22 protein-coding genes are annotated in these 20,936 nt (G+C 40.7%); 17 read left to right on the forward strand and 5 right to left on the reverse strand.

Annotated features, from left to right (window positions below):
- Positions 1 to 37 precede the first annotated feature (37 nt).
- Positions 38 to 502: a methylated-DNA--[protein]-cysteine S-methyltransferase gene (locus ACK4HU_RS08165; RefSeq protein WP_409805328.1), complete on the forward strand. Its 465-nt coding sequence runs from the start codon at positions 38 to 40 to the stop codon at positions 500 to 502.
- A gap of 158 nt (positions 503 to 660) precedes the next feature.
- Here the strand turns inward: ACK4HU_RS08165 and ACK4HU_RS08170 are convergent, their stop codons facing one another.
- Positions 661 to 1,173, reverse strand: a complete 513-nt coding sequence (locus tag ACK4HU_RS08170; RefSeq protein ID WP_409805331.1) for a RidA family protein — start codon at positions 1,171 to 1,173, stop codon at positions 661 to 663.
- Between the two features lie 540 nt (positions 1,174 to 1,713).
- On the opposite strand from ACK4HU_RS08170, the gene ACK4HU_RS08175 reads away from it, so the two are divergent.
- Entirely contained in the window at positions 1,714 to 2,538 is an 825-nt protein-coding gene (locus tag ACK4HU_RS08175; RefSeq protein WP_409805334.1) for a universal stress protein, read from the forward strand.
- Here ACK4HU_RS08175 and ACK4HU_RS08180 read toward each other — a convergent pair whose 3' ends face one another.
- Positions 2,539 to 3,462 carry a hypothetical protein gene (locus ACK4HU_RS08180; RefSeq protein ID WP_409805337.1) on the reverse strand — a complete coding sequence of 308 codons (924 nt, stop codon included), beginning with the start codon at positions 3,460 to 3,462 and terminating at the stop codon, positions 2,539 to 2,541.
- A 43-nt stretch (positions 3,463 to 3,505) separates the two neighbouring features.
- Positions 3,506 to 4,387, reverse strand: a complete 882-nt coding sequence (locus ACK4HU_RS08185) for a mechanosensitive ion channel family protein (RefSeq protein WP_409805339.1) — start codon at positions 4,385 to 4,387, stop codon at positions 3,506 to 3,508.
- A 187-nt stretch (positions 4,388 to 4,574) separates the two neighbouring features.
- Here ACK4HU_RS08185 and ACK4HU_RS08190 point away from each other — a divergent pair, with 187 nt between their 5' ends.
- The 5 genes from ACK4HU_RS08190 to ACK4HU_RS08210 all read left to right on the forward strand — a co-directional run bounded on the left by ACK4HU_RS08190 (position 4,575) and on the right by ACK4HU_RS08210 (position 10,929).
- Positions 4,575 to 6,116: a GNAT family N-acetyltransferase gene (locus ACK4HU_RS08190; RefSeq protein ID WP_409805341.1), complete on the forward strand. Its 1,542-nt coding sequence runs from the start codon at positions 4,575 to 4,577 to the stop codon at positions 6,114 to 6,116.
- Positions 6,098 to 6,673 carry a KdsC family phosphatase gene (locus ACK4HU_RS08195; RefSeq protein WP_409805344.1) on the forward strand — a complete coding sequence of 192 codons (576 nt, stop codon included), beginning with the start codon at positions 6,098 to 6,100 and terminating at the stop codon, positions 6,671 to 6,673. The genes ACK4HU_RS08190 and ACK4HU_RS08195 overlap by 19 nt, the downstream gene beginning before the upstream one ends.
- Positions 6,670 to 7,518, forward strand: coding sequence for a 3-deoxy-8-phosphooctulonate synthase (gene kdsA, locus ACK4HU_RS08200; RefSeq protein WP_409805347.1), 849 nt, complete (start codon positions 6,670 to 6,672; stop codon positions 7,516 to 7,518). Before ACK4HU_RS08195 ends, kdsA begins: the two co-directional genes overlap by 4 nt.
- Before the next feature lie 16 nt (positions 7,519 to 7,534).
- Positions 7,535 to 9,196 (forward strand): murein L,D-transpeptidase, encoded by a 1,662-nt coding sequence (locus tag ACK4HU_RS08205; RefSeq protein ID WP_409805348.1) that lies wholly within the window; start codon positions 7,535 to 7,537, stop codon positions 9,194 to 9,196.
- Positions 9,197 to 9,279: 83 nt separating this feature from the next.
- The gene (locus ACK4HU_RS08210) at positions 9,280 to 10,929 is read left to right on the forward strand and encodes a murein L,D-transpeptidase (protein WP_409805351.1); all 1,650 of its coding nucleotides are present in this window, start codon (positions 9,280 to 9,282) and stop codon (positions 10,927 to 10,929) included.
- Here the strand turns inward: ACK4HU_RS08210 and ACK4HU_RS08215 are convergent, their stop codons facing one another.
- The gene (locus ACK4HU_RS08215) at positions 10,930 to 11,619 is read right to left on the reverse strand and encodes a murein L,D-transpeptidase catalytic domain family protein (RefSeq protein WP_409805354.1); all 690 of its coding nucleotides are present in this window, start codon (positions 11,617 to 11,619) and stop codon (positions 10,930 to 10,932) included.
- Between the two features lie 304 nt (positions 11,620 to 11,923).
- Here ACK4HU_RS08215 and ACK4HU_RS08220 point away from each other — a divergent pair, with 304 nt between their 5' ends.
- From ACK4HU_RS08220 to ACK4HU_RS08260, 9 genes are all read left to right on the forward strand, one after another.
- Entirely contained in the window at positions 11,924 to 12,334 is a 411-nt protein-coding gene (locus tag ACK4HU_RS08220; protein ID WP_409805356.1) for a 6-pyruvoyl trahydropterin synthase family protein, read from the forward strand.
- A complete protein-coding gene (gene folE, locus ACK4HU_RS08225) occupies positions 12,294 to 12,998 on the forward strand; it encodes a GTP cyclohydrolase I FolE (protein ID WP_409805358.1) in 705 nt (234 codons plus the stop codon). The genes ACK4HU_RS08220 and folE overlap by 41 nt, the downstream gene beginning before the upstream one ends.
- Before the next feature lie 108 nt (positions 12,999 to 13,106).
- Complete coding sequence (locus ACK4HU_RS08230) at positions 13,107 to 13,787, forward strand: SDR family NAD(P)-dependent oxidoreductase (RefSeq protein ID WP_409805360.1); 681 nt, start codon at positions 13,107 to 13,109, stop codon at positions 13,785 to 13,787.
- Between the two features lie 70 nt (positions 13,788 to 13,857).
- Entirely contained in the window at positions 13,858 to 14,121 is a 264-nt protein-coding gene (locus ACK4HU_RS08235; RefSeq protein WP_103924813.1) for a hypothetical protein, read from the forward strand.
- Positions 14,122 to 14,139: 18 nt separating this feature from the next.
- Positions 14,140 to 14,583 (forward strand): hypothetical protein, encoded by a 444-nt coding sequence (locus ACK4HU_RS08240; RefSeq protein WP_409805365.1) that lies wholly within the window; start codon positions 14,140 to 14,142, stop codon positions 14,581 to 14,583.
- The gene (locus ACK4HU_RS08245; protein ID WP_409805368.1) at positions 14,580 to 15,209 is read left to right on the forward strand and encodes a flavin reductase family protein; all 630 of its coding nucleotides are present in this window, start codon (positions 14,580 to 14,582) and stop codon (positions 15,207 to 15,209) included. The genes ACK4HU_RS08240 and ACK4HU_RS08245 overlap by 4 nt, the downstream gene beginning before the upstream one ends.
- Before the next feature lie 65 nt (positions 15,210 to 15,274).
- On the forward strand, positions 15,275 to 16,411 hold the full coding sequence (locus ACK4HU_RS08250) for a hypothetical protein (protein ID WP_409805371.1): 1,137 nt from the start codon (positions 15,275 to 15,277) through the stop codon (positions 16,409 to 16,411).
- A 38-nt stretch (positions 16,412 to 16,449) separates the two neighbouring features.
- Positions 16,450 to 17,445, forward strand: a complete 996-nt coding sequence (locus ACK4HU_RS08255) for a ligase-associated DNA damage response exonuclease (protein ID WP_409805374.1) — start codon at positions 16,450 to 16,452, stop codon at positions 17,443 to 17,445.
- Positions 17,446 to 17,539: 94 nt separating this feature from the next.
- Positions 17,540 to 18,544 carry a phosphotriesterase gene (locus ACK4HU_RS08260; RefSeq protein ID WP_409805377.1) on the forward strand — a complete coding sequence of 335 codons (1,005 nt, stop codon included), beginning with the start codon at positions 17,540 to 17,542 and terminating at the stop codon, positions 18,542 to 18,544.
- A gap of 11 nt (positions 18,545 to 18,555) precedes the next feature.
- Here the strand turns inward: ACK4HU_RS08260 and ACK4HU_RS08265 are convergent, their stop codons facing one another.
- Positions 18,556 to 19,158, reverse strand: a complete 603-nt coding sequence (locus ACK4HU_RS08265) for a hypothetical protein (protein ID WP_409805379.1) — start codon at positions 19,156 to 19,158, stop codon at positions 18,556 to 18,558.
- A gap of 201 nt (positions 19,159 to 19,359) precedes the next feature.
- Between ACK4HU_RS08265 and guaA the strand changes: the two genes are divergently transcribed.
- Complete coding sequence (gene guaA, locus ACK4HU_RS08270) at positions 19,360 to 20,889, forward strand: glutamine-hydrolyzing GMP synthase (RefSeq protein ID WP_409805382.1); 1,530 nt, start codon at positions 19,360 to 19,362, stop codon at positions 20,887 to 20,889.
- Positions 20,890 to 20,936: the final 47 nt, after the last annotated feature.

The following is a 20,936-nucleotide window of genomic DNA, read 5'->3' on the forward strand; positions in this document are numbered from 1 at the left end:
AATTTTCCAAACCAATAACCAATAACCTTTTCCCTCTATGGCAATCATCTCGTCTCCCTATGGCAATATCCGAATCAGCTCCCGGGAAGGTTGTCTTTCTGAGTTGAAGTTTACCGATGAGGAAACGGATGGAGAGATATTGGATCAGGTCCTGTTGAGTACTGTGCAGCAGTTGGAGGAGTATTTTAATGGGGAACGAACCACTTTTGATATGCCGATCGGGTTGGGAGGGACTGATTTTCAGCGCAAAGTATGGTTAGCAATGAATGAAATTCCTTTTGGACAGACGACTACCTATCTGAAAATCTCCAAAAAATTAGGCAATCCCGGAGCGATTCGAGCTGTTGGGGCTGCCATCGGGGCAAATCCAATTTTAGTCGTACTTCCCTGCCATCGAGTGCTCGGAAGCGACGGGAATCTTACCGGCTATGCCGGCGGCCTGGACAAAAAAAAGGCCCTCCTGGAGTTGGAAGGCCATGCTTTTCAGGGGAGTTTGTTTTAGTGATTCGCCTCTTCCAGAGGCTAGACACAAGATTTTAGATACAAGAAATAAGACTGAAACACTACTAAGAGTCCGAACAATTGGCAACTGCAAACTGTAAACTGACCACTTAACCTTTACTACTTACTAATCTTCCGACTTCCCAACTTCCCAACTTCCTATTCATCCTCCAATTCCACAATAACCTCAATCTCCACAGCCATATTATTTGGCAGTGAACCCATTCCGACTGCAGATCTGGCGTGCTTTCCTTTCTCTCCAAAGACTTCTACCATCAAGTCCGAAAATCCATTGATTACGGCAGGCTGTGCGGTGAACTCTGGAGTAGCATTGACCATTCCCAAGACTTTTACAAACTGCTTGATGCGACTTAGGTCCCCGGTAGCAGCTTTGAGTACAGCAAGGATCTCCAGTCCTGTAGCACGTGCTGCTTCATAACCTTGTTCGGTGCTCAGATCTGCCCCGACTTTTCCATAGATTTTTGGGCCCGCGCCAGAGAGGTAAAGTAAGTTTCCAACTTGTCTCCATTTGACATAGTTTGCGATGGGTTGACTTACCTCAGGGATGACCAAGCCCATTTGTTTGATTTTTTCTTCCGGACTTTGGGCAAAAAGTGTAATAGAACAAAAAACAAGGATTGCGACAAGTAATGTTTTGAGGAAGATTTTCATTGTTTTTTCAAAGTGATTTTAACGCTCTAATATATAGTATTCTTTAGTGAATGATGAATTAAGGCCATAAATATTCCCACGAGCTTTAATTTGGAGCTTTCATCCAAATCCTCCCTCAACCCCAAATGGTATTGGTTAAGTCCCATCATTCTCGGGCCATTGAATTGAATCGCTGCTATTCCTTCATTTTCACTGAAAACTTCCCATCCATAGGCTGGAATATACCGTTGTTTTCCATCGGAAAGATTGGAATTTTTTGGTCTTTTTCACAAATTATATTGCACCTTCATTCCAATTTCAAGTTGAGTTATTTTCATTCCGAAAAAATAATTTCCTAATATTTATCACTTTTTCCCCTGATTTTTCACAAGTGATTTTCGATCGGTAATTAAGAAATTTAGGATCTAACAATAAGCCACTTGTCATGAAATCAAGCAAGACCCAGTCGGTGTCACACAGAGGAATGATTATCTGTCATGCGAAGATTCCACCTGCCCGCCGGCAGGCGGGTGTGGTCTTTAAAAATCAAATTATAATCATATGAAAACTATTCTAGTTCCTTTTGATTTCTCGACTTATGCATTAGCCGCCCTACAGACTGCCCAGCGGATTTGTGCTAAGAATCAAGCTAAAATCATCTGTGTCACAGTGATACCTTCCGAAATTGATTGGGATCTTCTTTCAGAGGAAGCCAAATTAAAATATCCACAATTGATGGAGGAGCGTCAAGAAGCCATGGAGGTTCTTCCCGGTTATGTAAAATCGGTAGCGCCGGCAAAAGCACATATAGAGCAAGTAGTCAAAATCGGTGTCCCTTACGAGCAGATTATCAGAGTTGCGGAGCAATCAGGCGCGGATTTGATCGTCTTAGGCGCTTATGGGAAAGGCCATATCGAAGGCAATTTTGTTGGATCAACACTTCAAAAAGTTCTTCGCTTCGCTAATTGTCCTGTCCTAGCAGTCAAAAGTGCGCTTGATGGAAATGCTTTCCGAAAAATGGCTTTTGCCACAGTATTCAATCCTGTTGGGAAAGTTGCTTTTGAAAAAATTCTCCCACTTGCCAAACTCTTCAAAACCTCCATTCATTTATTATATGTGAATACGCCGGATCATTTTACCAATTCCTCCCAGTCGGATCAAGAAATGGCTGAATTCGGCAAAGGTCATGAGCAATTTGTAATTCATCGTCACATTTACAACCATAAAAATGTGGAGGAAGGGATCAGGGAATTTTGCCTCAAAAATGATATTCGCTTGGTCGGAGTTGCTTCAGGAAATCGCACTCGTACATCTGCGTACATCGTAGGTACGACTGAGACTCTGATATTCAAATCAGAATTTGGAGTATTGAGTGTAAAATCTTGATTACCAGAATCTAAATCGCTTCTCATAAATCCTGTTTCTGAAGATCCAGTTATCCCAGATATCGGGTGAGAGGTAGATTTCAAGTCCTATGTTGGCGGTCAGATACCCATCATATCGGTGTGTAAGACCGGAACCGCGTCGTATCCTGCCATTATTTCTCAATATTTTATCGACATCGGGTTCACCATTGTCTAGAACAAAACTGGGATTCCTTATGGCTAGTCTTAGTCGATCCGGATTTTTACCCGTGATATAGTCGTCTACCAAATCGAGGTAAAATTCGTTGATGTTGAAGGCGGAGATGTCATCGATGTAATCGGTCAAAGTAAATCGATAGTTTCCTTCGATCTTCAGATCCATGTAGACATTAAGTTTGTATTTGAAGCCAAGTCCCATTGGAAATACCACGATTTTATCGTTGTAAGGATTGTTTTCCAATTGGAGTGGCCTAAGGTCTACCCACCTGCCATTTAGCTCTGCTTGAGGATTATTGGTTGACAAACCCACTCCGGCAAAGATGTAAGGATTCCAAAGGTGCCTTGTAATATTATTTACTTTCACAGGGTGCCAATAGTACTCGATGAGTGCGGCAACTTCAATGTTTGTAGCTCGAAAATGTAAATTTCTAGGCGTTCGAAAAGCTCTCGGGTCAGATGGGGGATCTTGACCCGATATTTTATAGTAAGTTCCTTCCAATCTCGCCTTGAGGTGCGTTCCAAAAATATAGTTTACTGCAAAATTCGCATGCCAGTCTGGTTGAATTCCTTCGTTGTATTTCCAAAATGAGTAAAGTTCACCAAAATATTGGGTTGGTCCAATGCCTGCTGAGATGGACCAAGGCTCTTCAAATCTGTAGCGATAGAAGCTCTGAGAGAATGCTGAAAAGTAAGAGAAAAGAAATAAAATGAGTAGTAATCTTTTCATTATTAATTTATTGCAATTCTGCCTATCGAATACAATTTTAAAATTAGCTCAAATTCTCTAATTTTTCAAACCCAGATTTTAGGTGAAGGTCCCGCTGAGGAAAAGGGATCTCTATTTTTTCCTCAGTAAATCGTTTGAAGATAGCATAATATAGTTGACTCTTAAGCACTTTTGGCTTGTTTACATACTCACTTGTCCAAACTCTAAGATTAAAATTCAAACTATTGTCGCCGTAACTATCGAAAAGGACATCGGATTCTAAGTTTTGTAAAACTCCGGTATTTTCTTTAGCTACTTCAAGAAGAATTTTCTTAATCTTCTCCGGATCTTCTTTGTATGAGACTCCAACTGGGAAATTAAATCGGATTCGGTGTTCATTATGAGACCAGTTAATTACTTGACTGTCTATAAACTGACTGTTAGGAACAATCACACTGATATTGTCATTTGTTACCACAGTAGTTGCTCGGGCACTGATTTGAATAACATCACCGTTTACATCGCCTACTTCAATTCGATCGCCTACTTTGATGGGTCGTTCAAAAAGTATTATTAATCCACTGATAAAATTGTTGGTAATATTCTGTAGACCAAAACCAATACCTACACCAATTGCTCCAGCTAGGACTCCAAAAGCAGTTAAATCAATTCCATTGGTTTGCAGGATTGAAAAAAAACCCCCAAGAATGATGAAATACTTGACCATGGTCCCAATAGATTCCTTGGTTCCTTTTTCGATCTGGCTTTTTTTCAAAACCTGCTTTACCAAAAATCTCCTTACCCACTCTGAAATCACAAAAAGTGCTATGAATGAGAGTACTAAAGTCAAAACCAATCCAATGGTTAGCTTTGAATCTCCTAGGCTGATGAGATTTTCATTTAATATAGACCCTAGCCATTCCCAAAAACTTCCTTTTTCTTCCATATCTGATTGTAATTTAAACTTTCAAATTGGACTTTAAATACCAATTTTGACCCTTAAACTATTTAATCTTACATCTAAAAACCAATATTGTTTTTGATTCAAATTCAATTCAATAGAATCTTTTGATTTAGATCATCCAAGTTGTCTGTTTTGAAATAATTGACCGAATATTTTTAATTTTGACCCTATGAGTAAACAGAGAGAAGAATTAGAACACCGCTTAAGACTACGGAATATCAAATTGTCAGACTATGAAGGTATCCGTGATATAATGGTGTCAATTTATAAAAATCAAGGTGGTGCATGGACAAAAGCTGAGCTAAAAAATCAGCTCAAGGTATTTCCGGAAGGACAAATTTGTATTGAAGACAACGGCGTTGTGATTGCGGCTGCATTGAGTATTGTGGTGGATTATGCAAAGTTCGGAGATAATCATACCTATGATCAGATCACTGGTTTCGGGAAATTTGACACGCATGATGATGATGGAGATACGCTGTATGGAACAGATGTATTTGTTCACTCAGAGTATCGGGGAATGCGTCTAGGTAGAAGGCTTTATGATGCTAGAAAAGAGCTTTGCGAAAACCTGAACCTCCGTTCAATCATCGCAGGTGGACGAATTCCCGGCTATTCGAAGTACGCCGATGAGATGACTCCAAGGAAATACATCGACTTGGTGAAGAATCGGGAGATTTTTGATCCGGTGCTTTCTTTTCAGCTTGCAAATGAGTTTCACGTCCGGAAAGTAATCACCAAATATTTACCTGAAGACACCGACTCTCGTGCTTATGCGACTTTGCTGGAGTGGATTAACATCTACTATGAAAAAGATGAAAAACTCATAGGAAATAAAAAGTCAATCGTCCGACTCGGTTTGGTTCAATGGAAGATGAGACGATTCTCCAATGTGGATGATTTGATGCAGCAAGTAGAGTTTTTCATCGATACGGTTTCTGGATATAAGTCGGATTTTTGCCTTTTGCCTGAGTTTTTTAATGCCCCGCTATTGGCAGAATTCAATGACATGGATGCTTCTGAAGCTATCCGTAATCTGGCTGATTACACCGATGAGATTGTCGGTCGAATGAGCGAACTGGCAGTGTCTTACAATGTGAATATTGTGGCGGGATCGATGCCGGAATATGACGGGAAGAGACTGCGAAACGTCAGCTACCTCTGTAGACGTGATGGAACACAGGACAAACAATATAAACTTCACATTACACCGGATGAAGCGGCCTATTGGGGCTTGCAGGGTGGAAATGGAATCCACGTGTTTGATACCGATGCGGGTAGAATCGGGATTTTGATTTGCTACGACGTGGAATTTCCTGAATTGGGAAGGATTCTGGCAGAACAGGAAATGGATATTCTTTTTGTGCCTTTTTGGACGGATACGAAGAATGCTTTCCTTAGAGTGAACACCTGTGCACGATCTAGAGCGATCGAAAATGAATGTTATGTTGCGATCACGGGATCGGTTGGAAACCTTCCTAAAGTTGAAAATATGGACATCCAATATTCCCAAGCAGCTATTTTCTCACCTTCTGACTTTTCTTTCCCACATGATGCGATCGTAGCTCAGGCTTCTGAAAACGAAGAAACCATCATCGTGGCCGATGTAGACTTGGATTTACTTACCAAACAGCGTAAAGCAGGAAGTGTCAGAAATTTGGAACAAAGAAGATTGGATCTTTACTCGGTACAATGGAAGCAGAAAAAATAATCAGCGAATACTTTGCTCATGTATCAGAGGAGGTTTTTGAACGAGCGAAAGCCATCAAAGTACTGATCACGGATATAGACGGCGTGATGACTGATGGAGGAATTATCTATGATGACTTAGGTACAGAATACAAAAAATACAATGTTAAAGATGGGCTGATCGTTCAGCACCTTAGGAAAGCAAAAATCCTGGTTGGTGCAATCACCGGTCGAGCTTCTCAAGTAGTGGAAAATCGCTGTGAGGAACTGAAGTTTGATTTCCATTATCATGGAATTAAAGACAAAGGAAAAAAACTGGAAGAGATCCTTCAGACGATTGAAGTCAGCATGGATGAAGTCGCCTACATCGGAGATGATCTGATTGATTTGCCGATTTTGGCAAATGTAGGTTTGGCAGTTTCGCCAGCTGATGCCTTGCCATATGTGAAGGCTTATTGCCATTATGTTTCTCCTTTTAATGGAGGGGAAGGAGTATTCAGAGAAGTCGGGGATATCCTGCTGCATTCTCGAGGTCAGCTTATTCCACTTATTGAAATTTTATCCAAGAAAGAATTATGATTAGAAACACCCAGCCAATGCATATCCGCAAGGGCATTGTATTAGGATCGGATAAACCCGTGCTCTTCTCAGGACCATGCGCGGTCGAAAGCTATGACATTTGTATAGAAATCGGAACTAAAGTAAAAGCCTGGGCAGATGAACATGGCTTTTCTTATGTTTTTAAGGCGTCTTTTGACAAAGCCAACCGAACTTCCTCAGGTTCTTTTCGAAGCATCGGAATGGATAAATCGTTGGAAGTTTTGCAACGAGTAGGAAAGGCATTAGATGTTCCCTTGGTCACAGATATTCACGAGAGCTACCAAGCTGCTGAAGTCGCTGAGGTGGTAGATGTCCTTCAGATACCGGCTTTTCTTTGTCGACAGACTGATTTGCTTTTGGCTGCAGGTCAAACAGGCAAAGCTGTAAAAATCAAGCGCGGACAGTTCATGGCACCGGAGGATATGCAGTATGCCGTGTCCAAAGTCCGATCAACCGGAAATGAAAATGTCTGCCTCACAGAGCGCGGGTTTTCCTTGGGCTACCATAACTTGGTTGTTGACATGCGAGGGTTACCGATCATGAGGCAGTTTGCACCGGTAGTTTTTGATATTACGCACTCAGTACAGCAGCCCGGAGGTCAGGGCGGAAGCAGTGGGGGCCAGAGAGAATTTGCCCCAATTCTGGCAAGAGCTGCCGCAAGTACGGGAATTGATGGTTTTTTTATTGAGACTCATCCTGAGCCTTCAAAGGCTCTTAGTGATGGGCCTAACTTAATTCCTCTTCAAAGAATGGGAGATTTCCTTAATATGTTAAAACAAGCATGGCATTTGGGTAGAGATTTTCAAGACTTCCAAGTGGAGTAAAACCATCAAATTAAATATGAAGAAAGTAGTAGCCATTGGCTTAGGAGTGATTGTGATTTTGGGTGTACTTTGGTTCACCCTTTTTAATAAAAAGTCAGATTTAACAGAAGAATTACAAGGCAGACTCGCAAGTGAAACCTCCGAAGTCCAGCTGAAAATAGGTCAAAAGCTACTTACATCCAGTGGGACCCTTCGGGCTTTCTATGCTGAAAGAGAGTTTGCAGAGGCCTGGTCACAAAACGGCAAACTGACCAAACTTGGTGAAGAACTAAGGTTCGAAATCGGAGAATCTAAGTATGATGGGCTCAACCCTGAAGATTATCATGCCGCTGAAATCGAATTGTTGTTTCAAGCGATTTCTGACCAAACAGGAAACCTTAAGACTAAACCTTTTGCCGAATTGGCGGATTTGGATCTGTTGCTAACGGATGCCTTTTTCTCTCTTGCCAAGGATTTGGAAATCGGGAAGGTAGATCCTAGCACCCTTAAATCCGCTTGGGATCTTGGGGTAAACACCCCAAGTGTAAATTATCATGAGCTTTTGAATGAATCGATCCGCAAAGGATCAATAAAAGAAGGGCTGGAAAGCCTCTATCCTGAATTTAAAATCTATAGAAAGGGAAGAGAGGTTATTCGCGATCTGGCCGAAAAGCAAAAAACAGATACCTTGGCTTGGAAGCCAGTGAATTTACCAAAGTCTTTAAAGGTCGGTGACACCAATGATGCGATTCCCCAATTACGTAACAGATTGATTTTTTGGGACTTCCTACAACCTTATGAATTCAAAAACGAGTTGGTTTTTGATTCCCTAATGGAGGAAGGCTTGAAAAAGTATCAAAGCTATAATGGAATGGAGCCGGATGGAGCCATTGGGAATTTGACAGCGGAAAGTCTTAATAATTCTCCTGCAAAATTGATGGATATCGCAGCAGTCAATATGGAGCGTATGAGGTGGCTGTCCGATACACTGAGAGATACCGAATTGATTCTGGTCAACGTAGCAAATTATCAATTGGACTACCTTGTAAAGCTTGATACAGTCCTTACTGCTAAGGTGATTGTGGGAGAGGAATACAATGCTTCACCGGTATTCAGTGCACCGATGACATACATCGCATTTAGCCCTTATTGGAATATCCCTACATCTATTGTTAAAGATGAAATCGCTCCAGCAATGCGGAAAAACCCGAAATATTTGGATCAAAAGAACATGGAGGTAATTACTTCCTCCGGACAACCTGTAAATGTAAAGCCCAAAGATTGGACTACAGAACCATTCCCGTACTTGATCCGACAAAAACCAGGAGCGTCCAATTCGCTAGGGCTAGTGAAGTTTATGTTCCCTAACGAGCATAGCATTTACATTCACGACACCCCTGCTCGAAGTTTGTTCAACCGAGAAAATAGAGCTTTGAGTCATGGCTGTATCCGAATTCAGGATCCTGCAAAATTTGCTGCGCTTTTACTACAAGACGACCCTTCTTGGACTGCTGAAAAAATTGACTTGGCTATGCATCAGGAAAAAGAACAAATCGTTCAACTGAAGAAACATATACCTGTAGTTATATTTTATCTGACATTCTGGGCGGATTCTGATGGAGTCCCAAATTTCAGATCGGATATTTACAATCGTGATCAGGAAGTATTAGCAAAATTGAAGGCAAGTAGAACACAGTAAGTGTCCAATTCACTGAATCAGAATGAAGTGGTTATTTGAGATTTAAATCTAGTTTTGCAGTATCTTACTGCATGACTGGATTTATGTATCGAATAATCACTTTTGCGTTTTTTTTGGTGTTTTCACCCATTTTTCTTCGGGCAAATAGTGCTGTTATTCAAACTACGATTCAGGACCAAATACGCCTCAAACTTGAGAATGTCCAGCCTGGGTTCCCCTTAAATATCCGGAATCAGAAACTTACTTCTTCTGATGAAATTTATTCATTTTACTCAAATCGGGCCTTTGAAGAGGCTTGGTCCTCTGATGGATTTTTAACTGAATTAGCGTACGAATTGAGGTTCGAAATTAGACAATCCAAATTCGATGGATTAAATCCCCTGGATTATCATCTAGCTATAATTGATGCATTTTTTGAAACGTTTGAATCCAATAAAAAAAACAAGCTGCCTAATGATCAAGGGGAGCTTGTAGATCTTGAACTTTTTTTGAGCGATGCTTTTTTTCAACTTTCAGCTCATTTAGATCGGGGCAAAGTGGATCCCTCTCTTCTCAAATCCACTTGGGGAATATCACCTAAGCCACAAAAGATAAATTATAGCGAGCTGCTTGCTGAGGCACTAGTGGAAGGTGAGGTCAGAAGAAATCTCGAAAAACTCTATCCTAAATTCACCATTTATAAACGAGGCCGTGAGGTGATTCGTGCGCTGGATGAAAAAAGCAAGTCAGATTCCCTGAATTGGAAGCCTGTTAAAATAGATAAAACAATTAAAGTTGGGGAAAGTAATAATTCAATTCCTGTCATTCGGCAGCGACTCCAATTCTGGGGATACATGGGGCAATATGAATCGGAAGAACCCAAAGTGTATGATTCTTCCCTATTTAAAGGTGTTCAAGAATTCCAAATGAAAAATGGAATGCAGCCCGATGGAGCAATAGGTAAAAATTCATTAGCTGGAATTAATAATTCTCCATCCGACCTTATCAATAGAGCTGCGGTAAATATGGAGCGATTGAGATGGCTGCCTGACACTGTAAAGGAGGCTGAAATCATTTTAGTCAACATTGCCAACTTTCGACTGGATTACATTAACAAAATGGATACAATTTTTTCCTCCAAAGTGATTGTTGGTCTTCGATACCATGCTACTCCAATATTTTCGGCCCCAATGAGTTACATTGTTTTCAGTCCTTTCTGGAATATTCCTGCCTCCATAGCTCGGAATGAAATCATTCCTGCCATCCGTAAAAACCCAAATTACCTGAGTCAGAAAAACATGGAAGTGGTAACTTTTTCGGGTCAACCTGTGGATCCGAGCTCAATTAACTGGTCTGCAAAAACATTTCCGTATATGATCAGACAAAGACCCGGAGGAAGTAATTCTTTAGGGCTTGTGAAATTCATGTTTCCTAATAAATATAGTGTTTATATCCACGATACGCCTTCGAGGTCACTGTTTGAGCGAGAGGATCGAGCGCTGAGTCATGGATGCATCAGGCTTCAGAATCCAGCTGAATTCGCAAAAATCCTATTGAGTGATATGCCGGGATGGTCCGAAGAGCGAATTCGGGAAGCCATGAATCGAAAGACTGAACTGATCGTGAATCTCAACAGGAAGATTCCTGTGGTATTGGTGTATTTGACTTTTTGGGCAGATTCCAGAGGTCAGGCTAACTTTCGCCAAGATATTTACAACCGGGACGAGGAGATTCTGACGCTACTCAAAAAATAATTAGGGTTGTACCAGTACTGATTGACTTAAGTACTTGTTGTCGTTTCCATAGATGAAAAGTAGGCTACCGTCTTTGATCAAGTCGATAACTTTGGCGGATAGCTCAGGAGGGAGAGCAGGGCAACCTAGGCTTCTGCCCAGTCTGCCGGTGGTTTTCGCAAATTCCTCTCTTGCATAATCAGCTCCGTGGATTACAATTGCACGAGCTCTGGCTTGGTCATTGAAACCCTTTTCTAATCCGTCAAGGCGAAGAGAGTAGCCATGCTTACCCTGATATGTTTCAGCAGTTTTATAGAAACCCAAGCTGCTTTGAAAGGATTCATGCGTGTTGGAAAAATTCGTCGCCATGAGTTCGCCTGTGTTTCTGCCATGAGCGACTACTGAATTGAGCAGGATCTCTCTTTTCTCTACATCGATGACCCACAGGCGCTTTTCTGTCGATGGTAGCGTGAAATCAATAACTGTCAATAAGGGCTTTTTGAGGTCTTTACTTAACTTTTCCCAGCCTTCAAGTGCATAATTAAGCGCCTCATAGTTTGGGGTTTTTTGATATTTCGCTCCCAATGATTGGAGTATTGATTCTGAAGAATTGGTGCTTTCAAGTGGAGTCAAAAGCGGGATATTTCCAAGGTTTGGATCCGAAAAAGTCAAATTCCAAACCAAGGAAATTAAAATTCCTGTGATAATCATAAAGCTGAAGGAACTGGTGAGGTGATTTTCAAATGTAACGTATTGAACTCAGAGTCAAAAACATTGCCACAAAATAAGGGGATTGACATTAATCACTTTTTGGCAAAATCAACAAATGGAACCTTCTTTGTCTTCTGGAAGGTTTTGTGGAAGGTCAATAAACTGATGGTTTTGGTGACCTTTTTCAATTCATTATTTTCATAGTCCAAAATTAATAAATTGACTAGCAGTTATTTGAAAGATTTGTTTAATAAAAAATATAATATATTAAACAAAAAAACACTAACTGCTGTTCCTTAATCCAATGAAAGTATCCGTTTATCGCAAAGAACATTTCAACGCAGCCCATCGTCTAAACAACACCCAATGGTCTGAATCCCAAAACGAAGCTGTATTTGGAAAATGTAATAATTACAACTACCATGGGCACAACTATGATTTGATTGTGCAATTAAAAGGTGAAATTGATCCTGCGACAGGATATGTTTATGATATGAAGATCTTAAGTGATCTGATTAAGGAATATGTTTTAAATAAGTTTGACCATAAAAATTTAAACCTGGATACCGATGAATTCAAAGATCTCAATCCATCTGCTGAAAACATTGCAGTGGTTATTTGGAATATTTTGAGGGAGAAAATTGATCGGAAATTCGAATTGACAATTCGTCTATATGAAACAGAAAGAAACTTTGTTGAGTACGATGGGAATTAATCTTTCCCGAGCTTCCTTCGAGGATATTGGGGAAGAACATGTCGGAACTTCCCTTGAGACTCCATTAAGAGAAGATGCCTTTGAAATAGATGATGACCTCAAGGTCGAATTAATCGAGAAGCATTTCAGAGAAATCATGCACATCATGGGTTTGGATCTCACCGACGACAGCTTGAAAGGTACTCCTCACAGAGTTGCCAAAATGTACGTGAAGGAGGTTTTCAGCGGTCTTAATCCCAAGAACAAGCCGGTAGCCAAGCTATTTGAGAATAAGTACAAGTACAATCAAATGCTTGTTGAGAAGGATATCACATTCCATTCTCATTGTGAGCACCATTTTGTACCCATCTATGGTAAAGCGCATGTGGCCTACATTTCGAATGGTGATGTGATCGGTCTATCCAAAATCAACCGAATCGTTCAATATTATTCGCAGAGGCCACAAGTGCAGGAGCGATTGACCATGCAAATTGGAAATGAATTGAAAGAGGCTTTAGGTACTGATGATGTAGCTGTTGTGATGGATGCCTACCACATGTGTGTGAGTTCAAGAGGAGTAAAGGACACCAATAGTTCGACCGTGACGTCATTCTACTCTGGCAAATTCGAGACAGATGAACAATCGAGAAACGAATTTTTGAAATATATCAGCTTAGAAAAGTAAATGCTTCAAAAAACATAATTTCGAAACCGGGCTCATTGCTCGGTTTTTTTTTCGCTTTAATAAACATTATCTATCTCAACTCGATTCTAGAAAAAGAATTTAACATATATGCAGAACAAAAATATTGTAATCATAGGAGGTAACTCCGGTATCGGACAGGCTACAGCAACGTTGCTTCGTGAAGCCGATGCCAATCTTTTTTTATATTCTAAGAGTGGAAATGAAACGACTCCACTCGACACGAGCGTGGATTTTTCCGAGATCCCCGGATTACCCGAAGTGATTGACGGAGTCGTCTATTGCCCAGGCACAATCAACCTGAAACCTTTTCACCGAATTTCGATTTCTGATTTTCAGAATGAAATGGATATCAATTTTTTTGGTGCTGTCAGAGTTTTGCAAGCATGCCTCAAAGGACTGAAAAAATCTTCAAATCCCTCAGTCGTTTTATACAGCACTGTCGCGGTGAAGACAGGGATGGGTTTCCATGCGGGCATTGCCTCTGCCAAAGGTGCAGTGGAAGGTTTGACACGTTCACTAGCTGCCGAATGGGCACCAAATAAAATCCGGGTCAATGCCATTGCGCCTTCTTTGACAGAGACACCTTTAGCAGGAGCCTTACTTTCGACTCCGGAGAAAAAAGAAGCATCTGACAAGCGGCATCCTCTGGGTAGAATCGGGAATTCAGAAGACATTGCTGAAGCGACAGTTTTTTTGCTTTCAGAGAAATCCTCCTGGATGACAGGCCAAATTCTTCACATTGACGGCGGAATGTCAAATTTGAAGTAAAACTTAAACATTTTATCAGTTCATATTGTCTTACCATCGGGTACGGTCCCGAGAAGAAAGTGCTGTGATTATGAAGACTCCACCTGAATCATTCCTGCTGTTCAAGGAAGAATTGAGGAAAGCCCAACTTGAAAAAGAGCGGCTCAAACAACATTACGAAGAAAAATTGTCTGATGTCAATCGAGAGCTTTTTCGATTGAAAGAGCAAATTCAATCTCAGCAGGACATGATGCGTACCACGCTTGAATACGCCTCCGTTCTAGAGCAACGATTGTCTGAGTTCAAAGAAGAGGTTGCACACGTGACCACTCAGCGTAAAAATTCCGTTTACTAAGTCCAACCTCCACTAGTTATGAATCAAACTTTGAACCCCTCCGAAATTCAAGACTTTGAATTAGCATTTGAAGACAGATATGCGAGAGTCTTGGCCAATGCTGATAAAAAAATAATAATCTGTGAATTGCTAGCCGATTACATTCCTATTGATGACTTCAAGGAGGCATTCGCACAGGTCGGGAAAATTGTGAAAGCGGGGGACTTTGAAAAATTTATTTTCGATAAAAGATCTCTTCGGGCTTTTCATCAGCCTACTATGGAATGGTATTTTATTCATTGGAAAAAAGACATGCTTGGGTTTGGTTTGAAAACTCACAGAAAAATACTGCCTGCGGAGAAATGGTTTGAGAAAATGGTGCAGATCGCCAAGCAGCAGATTTTGGAAACCTATCCGGACAATATCATTGATCAATTGGACATCCAATATTGCGACTCTATCGAAGAAGCAATTAAGTTATGATTAGACATTTTGTTTCGGAGGAAATCATGGCTTCGGATTCCTTTTATCGAAGGAATCTGATCAATTGCCTTTCAGGATATAAAAGCCTCAACCTGATAGGAACACAAAGTTTGCAGGGGATTACTAATCTGGCTCTTTTTTCACAAGTTTTTCATATTGGAGCCAATCCACCTACTGTAGGAATACTTTTTAGGCCAAATACGGTCGTAAGACATACTTTAGATAATATCTTGGACTCTGGATTTTTTACTTTGAATAATGTTACCTCTGAATTTTACAAAGAAGCCCATTGGACTTCTGCCAATTGGGAAGGTTCGGAATTTGAAGCCACAGGGATTGAATCAGAACATCTGAATGGTTTTTTTGCTCCTTTTGTAAAAAACAGTCCGGTCAAACTTGCCTGCTCTTTGGTAGAAACACAAACACTAAAGGTGAATCAAACCATCCTGATGATAGGAAATATTGATTCGATCTATATCGATGAAAAAGGGTTGAGAAAAGATGGTTCGCTCGATTTGAACTTGTTGGACACAGTTACCGTCTCAGGATTGGACGAATATCATGTGGGTCAAAAACTGAGTAGATTGAGCTATGCCAAACCCGATAAAGCAATCGAGGAGATCTAGATAAAGTTTTTTTTAGAATTTAGATTAATTTTTTAATTTTAGGCAAACTGAAAAAATTAGTAAAAATGAAAAAGCTCCTTTTTGCCATAACATCACTTATCATTGTTTCATGTGGTTCCGAAAACAAGGAAGGAAAAACTGTATCTGATTACGTTCCTGAGTTGGTTATTGTGGATAGTTTAGTGATTGACCGATTGGTAGTCCCTTCATTATTAGATTACACAAAAGATCGCCAACTTTTCCTGTTTTTTGATTTTAAAAGCAAAGAGCTCATTCTTACGAAAAATACAGGTGAGATTTTGACTGTTGCTAATCGTGCGGTGGAAGGCCCAAATAGTTATAAACCTAGTTATTTTTCAACAGTTAGGTTTGTTGACAATAACCGCATCTTAGTTGAAACTTATACTGGCAGCTTTATTTATGATAGGGAATTCAATCTAATTGATTCCAAACCATCCAAAGTACAGATCCTTAGTACAATAATGGGTGATACTCCTGGTTTTGTTTTGGACGAAAAACGTCAATTTAAATTCGGCTTTTTAGAAGCTGATATAGATCAAATTCAAAAGAATGATGAAATGAAAATGGATGAATATGATTTTTTAAAAGTCAGCGACCACGATGGTGAAGTCTTGTTTTCATCCCAAATACCAAGATCCGTTAATTACATTCAAACACCTGGTGTTTATTTTTCTTATGATCCTAACTCGTTAATAAAGGGCAACAAACTCTTTTTGCAATTTTTATTTACTCCGATCATTTATTCCTACAGTTTTCCTGAGTTAGAATTATTGGATTCGATTTTCTTGGATCCTGGTAAGGAATTTAAAGAAGTCAAACCTAGTCCAAAAGGGGAGAATTTTGGTCGTTTTTTTGAAGAATTAAAAGGATCACGTTATGAAAAATTCGTGTTTTCTAATGATTATCTGCTTACATGGTATGTAAAAGGAGCTCCCGATGAAGAAGTTGATGCTTTGGATCGGAGAGTTGTAGGGGATGAAAAATATAATCTACTCGTGAAAAAATATAAAACTCCTGTTTATCAAATTTTTAAGGGTAAAGAGAAGCTTTGGGAAGGAGAATGGCAAATTAAGTTAGAAGTCAAAAATGATCTCATTTATTCTGTCAATGCTAAACTTGGGGAAGATCCAGATGCGGAAGAACGTGACGTCCAAACCCTATATTTCTATGAACTCCGCTGAAATTATAATTCGTAAATAAAAACCCGTCATATATTCTATTGAACCTCCTCGAACTCACAGATTCAGGGCTTTTTTGTCCACCCGCTGGGATTTTCATTGATCCCTGGAAGCCTGTGGATTTGGCAGTGATCACGCATGCACATTCAGATCATTCCCGATGGGGCATGAAGCACTATCTGGCGCATCATCATTCTGCCGAAGTGATGAAATTTAGACTTGGTTCAGATATAAGTTTGGAAACCATGGATTATGGTCAAGCGATAAATATAAATGGAGTCCAGATTTCACTCCATCCCGCTGGACATATCCCGGGTTCTTCTCAGATTCGCCTAGAATATAAAGGTCAAGTGGCAGTAGTCAGCGGAGATTATAAAGTAGAAAATGACGGACTTTGTACGCCTTTCGAACCTATAAAATGTCACGAGTTTGTTTCGGAGTGTACCTTTGGCCTGCCGATTTACAAGTGGGAAACACAGGTAGAAATTTTCAATCAGGTAAATTCTTGGTGGAAAGAAAATACTGCTGAAGGAAGAAATTCAGTACTTTTTGCCTATTCCCTCGGGAAAGCTCAGCGAATCCTTCAAAACCTGGATCAGAGTATTGGAGAAGTTTTCGTCCATGGCGCAGTCTGGAACACCAATCAGGCCTTGATTGCCAATGGGATTGACCTTTGGGATGTGCCTAGAGTTACTCAGGAGATGCCCAAGTCAACTTTCAAAGGTTCCTTAATTATTGCACCTCCATCAGCGATGGGTACTCCATGGATGAAGCGATTTGGTCCTTATCGTACCGGGATTTGTTCCGGATGGATGAGTGTTCGAGGTACTAGAAGGAGAAGAGCTGCGGATCGGGGATTTGTGCTTTCTGATCATGCAGATTGGGAAGGGCTGATTCAGGCAATCGAAGCGACAGAAGCCGAGAAGGTGTACCTGACTCATGGGAATACGGCTGCCTTCGGGAAATTTCTGCAGGAGGAAAAAGGGATAGCTGCTGTAGAATTGCAGACACTTTTTGGTGTAGAGGAGGTTGAATAAGGGATTTTAGGCAGGATTGAAAAATTGGAAGATTGAAAAATTGAAAAATTGATGATCCACCGATACCTTGGGTCTAGATTCAAATTCACTATTTATGCCCAAGTTATTGATTTCCATTCTTCTAAGCATCCTTTTAGCTTCCTGTCAAAATCCTCCTTCAAATAATATTGACGATTATCTTAATACAGTAACCGGTCCGATCTCAATCGATTCCATTGGTTTGACTTTGATTCACGAACACATGCTGGTGGATTTTATCGGGGCAGATTCGATAAACTCAGATCGATGGAATCGTGATTCGGTTGTCGCCAAGGTTTTGCCTTTTCTACTTGAAGTAAAAAAACACGGAGTTAAGACCATCCTGGATTGCACACCTTCCTTTTTGGCCAAGGACGTACTTCTGTTAAAAGAACTCAGTGAGAAATCAGGGATTCAAATTCTGACAAACACGGGCTATTACGGAGCTGTGGGAGGCAAGTATTTACCAGAACATGCTTATTCAGAATCTGCTGAAGATCTTTCCTCTCGATGGATTGATGAATTCGAAAATGGATTCGAAGGAACTGGAATCAAACCCGGTTTCATTAAAATCTCGGTGAACGAAGCTGACACCCTTTCAGAAGTTGATCAAAAACTGGTCAAAGCTGCGGGTTTGACTAATCAGAAAACGGGATTAACAATCGCTTCTCATACCGGAACTTGGAAGACAGCAGTTCAGGAAGTTTGGATTCTTCAGGAAATGGGAGTGGATCCATCCGAATTTGTATGGGTTCATGCACAGGCTGAAAAAGACTTCTCAAATTATGAAGAAGCCGCAAAATTGGGAGTTTGGATCAGTTTGGATGGGATAGGATGGGCAATTGATCCCTATGTGAAGCGATTGCTATTTGCTAAGGAAAAGGGATTTTTAAATCAGATTTTGATCTCCCACGATGCCGGTTGGTATGATCCTGCCAAACCCAATGGAGGAGATTTTCAGCCTTTTACCAATATCTTCGAAAAGTTGATTCCAATACTGAATGAGAAAGGATTTTCACAGGCAGATTGGGATCAGCTTTTGATTGAAAATCCTCAAAGTGCTTTCCAATTGAAGGAGTAAGGTTCTTTACATTAATTCTTCCCAATACCAAACCGAATCTTGTAAGTCGCATTGATATACCAAGGGAAATAGAGGTCGGTGCCATAGGCAGAAATACTGGCTGCATTCCTGATGTTAGGATTTTTTGTTTTCCACTCCGCTTCAAGTTCAGTCATAATTCCTATTCGCTGATATTTGTTGACAGCATAAGTAGTCGAAGGTTCAGAATTGGAAAAGCTAGGATTGAACAAAAAAGACTCTCCACCCAGTTGTAGTGATGGCCCCATTGCAAAAGCTAATTTGAATCCGGATGGACGCTGTATGATGTCATATTTCAACATCGGAGTAATAAAAATACCTGAGGATTGTTCTTTGCTTTTTTGACCGGGAAATACTTCCGTCCCCTCAAGATTTCCAATTGATTGGTAAAATGTCAACCCTGTATTCAGAGAAGTCCTTCTTCCCAGCTTATAATTAAGCTCATTGGTAAAGTTAAGTCCCCACAGCAAATTGTTTCCATCAATAGAAGCACCGGCTCCAATTGAATACTGTAATTTGGGCCCATCCTGTGCAAAGGAGGCTACTTTAACAAAAGTGAGAAGCAAAAGGGCAAGAGTATATCGAAGTGTTTGCATGATGAAAGAGTTTAAATTGTGATTACCCAAACATCCTAAAAGTTTTTTAAGGGTAAAAAAAACTTAATGTCTTTTAACTAAAAACTTGTTAAATGGCTATGATTCAATTAATTGGTTTTTGACTTGTTCTTGATTTTTATTCGGGCTCCAAATTTTCTTTGCTGAATTTCAGTAAGCGACCTTGCCTGATTACCTTTGCGCATGGCAGAACAAATCCTCATCCTTGATTTTGGTTCTCAGTACACCCAACTCATCGCCCGAAGAGTAAGAGAACTGAACGTTTATTGCGAAATCCACCCTTACAACAAAGTACCTGAGATCACCGCTGACATCAAAGGCGTCATTCTTTCCGGTTCGCCCTGTTCTGTTCGCGATGCGGGTTCTCCGGATTTGGACATTGATGCCTTTCGGGGAAAGCTCCCACTCTTGGGTGTTTGCTATGGAGCTCAACTTTTAGCCAGTAAATACGGTGGAGAGGTGCTTCCCTCCACTATTCGTGAATATGGACGGGCCAATCTGGACCACATCGACTTGCATCATGACCTGTTGAAGGAATTGACGCATGGTTCCCAAGTTTGGATGTCCCACGGCGATACGATCAAAAAGCTTCCGACAGGATTTGAAATTATTGCAAGTACTTCCTCAGTGGAGGTTGCGGCATTTAAAGTAGAAGGTGAAAAGACCTATGGGATTCAGTTTCATCCGGAAGTAACTCACTCCACAGAAGGCAAAAATCTTCTCAGAAATTTCGTTGTCGGAATCTGCGGCTGTGCGCAGGATTGGACTTCAGATATTTTTATAGATTCATCTATTGCGGCATTGAAAGCCAAAATCGGAACGGATAAAGTGGTCATGGGACTTTCAGGAGGGGTTGATTCTTCTGTAGCGGCGACCTTGATTCATAGAGCGATTGGTGATCAGTTGACATGCGTTTTTGTGGATAATGGTCTGCTTCGCAAAAATGAATTTGAGGAAGTATTGGACTCATACAAGCACATGGGATTGAATGTGATTGGAGTGGACTCGAAAAAGCGTTTTTATGACGCATTGGCTGGTCTGACAGACCCAGAAGATAAAAGAAAAGCGATTGGGCGTGCTTTCATTGAAGTTTTTGATGAAGAAGCGCATAAAATCGAAGGTGTAAAATGGCTTGGTCAAGGCACGATTTATCCAGATGTGATTGAGTCTGTTTCAGTAAAAGGACCATCCGCCACGATCAAATCTCACCATAATGTGGGAGGCTTGCCTGACTTTATGAAGCTTTCAGTTGTAGAGCCATTGAATACGCTATTCAAAGACGAAGTGCGGGAAGTTGGTAGAGCATTGGAGATTGTTGAGACAATCATCGGCCGTCATCCTTTCCCGGGACCGGGATTGGGAATTCGTATTCTAGGAGATATCACTGAGGAAAAAGTGAAAACGCTTCAGGAGGTAGATCATATTTTTATTCAGGGTTTGAAAAATCATGGACTTTACGATCAGGTTTGGCAGGCAGGGGCAATTTTGCTACCGATCCAGTCAGTAGGTGTCATGGGGGATGAGCGAACCTATGAGAAAGTGGTAGCCCTTCGTGCTGTTGGTTCTGTAGATGGAATGACAGCCGACTGGATACATCTTCCGTATGAGTTTCTTGGCAAAATGTCCAATGAAATCATCAATCGAGTAAAAGGGGTTAACAGAGTGGTGTATGACATCTCTTCTAAGCCACCTGCTACGATTGAGTGGGAATAAGAAGAATCATCATGTGAAAAAGAGTCAAAAAAACCAGGCCTAGCTGC

The sequence above is a fragment of the Algoriphagus sp. genome, from assembly GCF_046296635.1.
Lineage (GTDB): Bacteria > Bacteroidota > Bacteroidia > Cytophagales > Cyclobacteriaceae > Algoriphagus.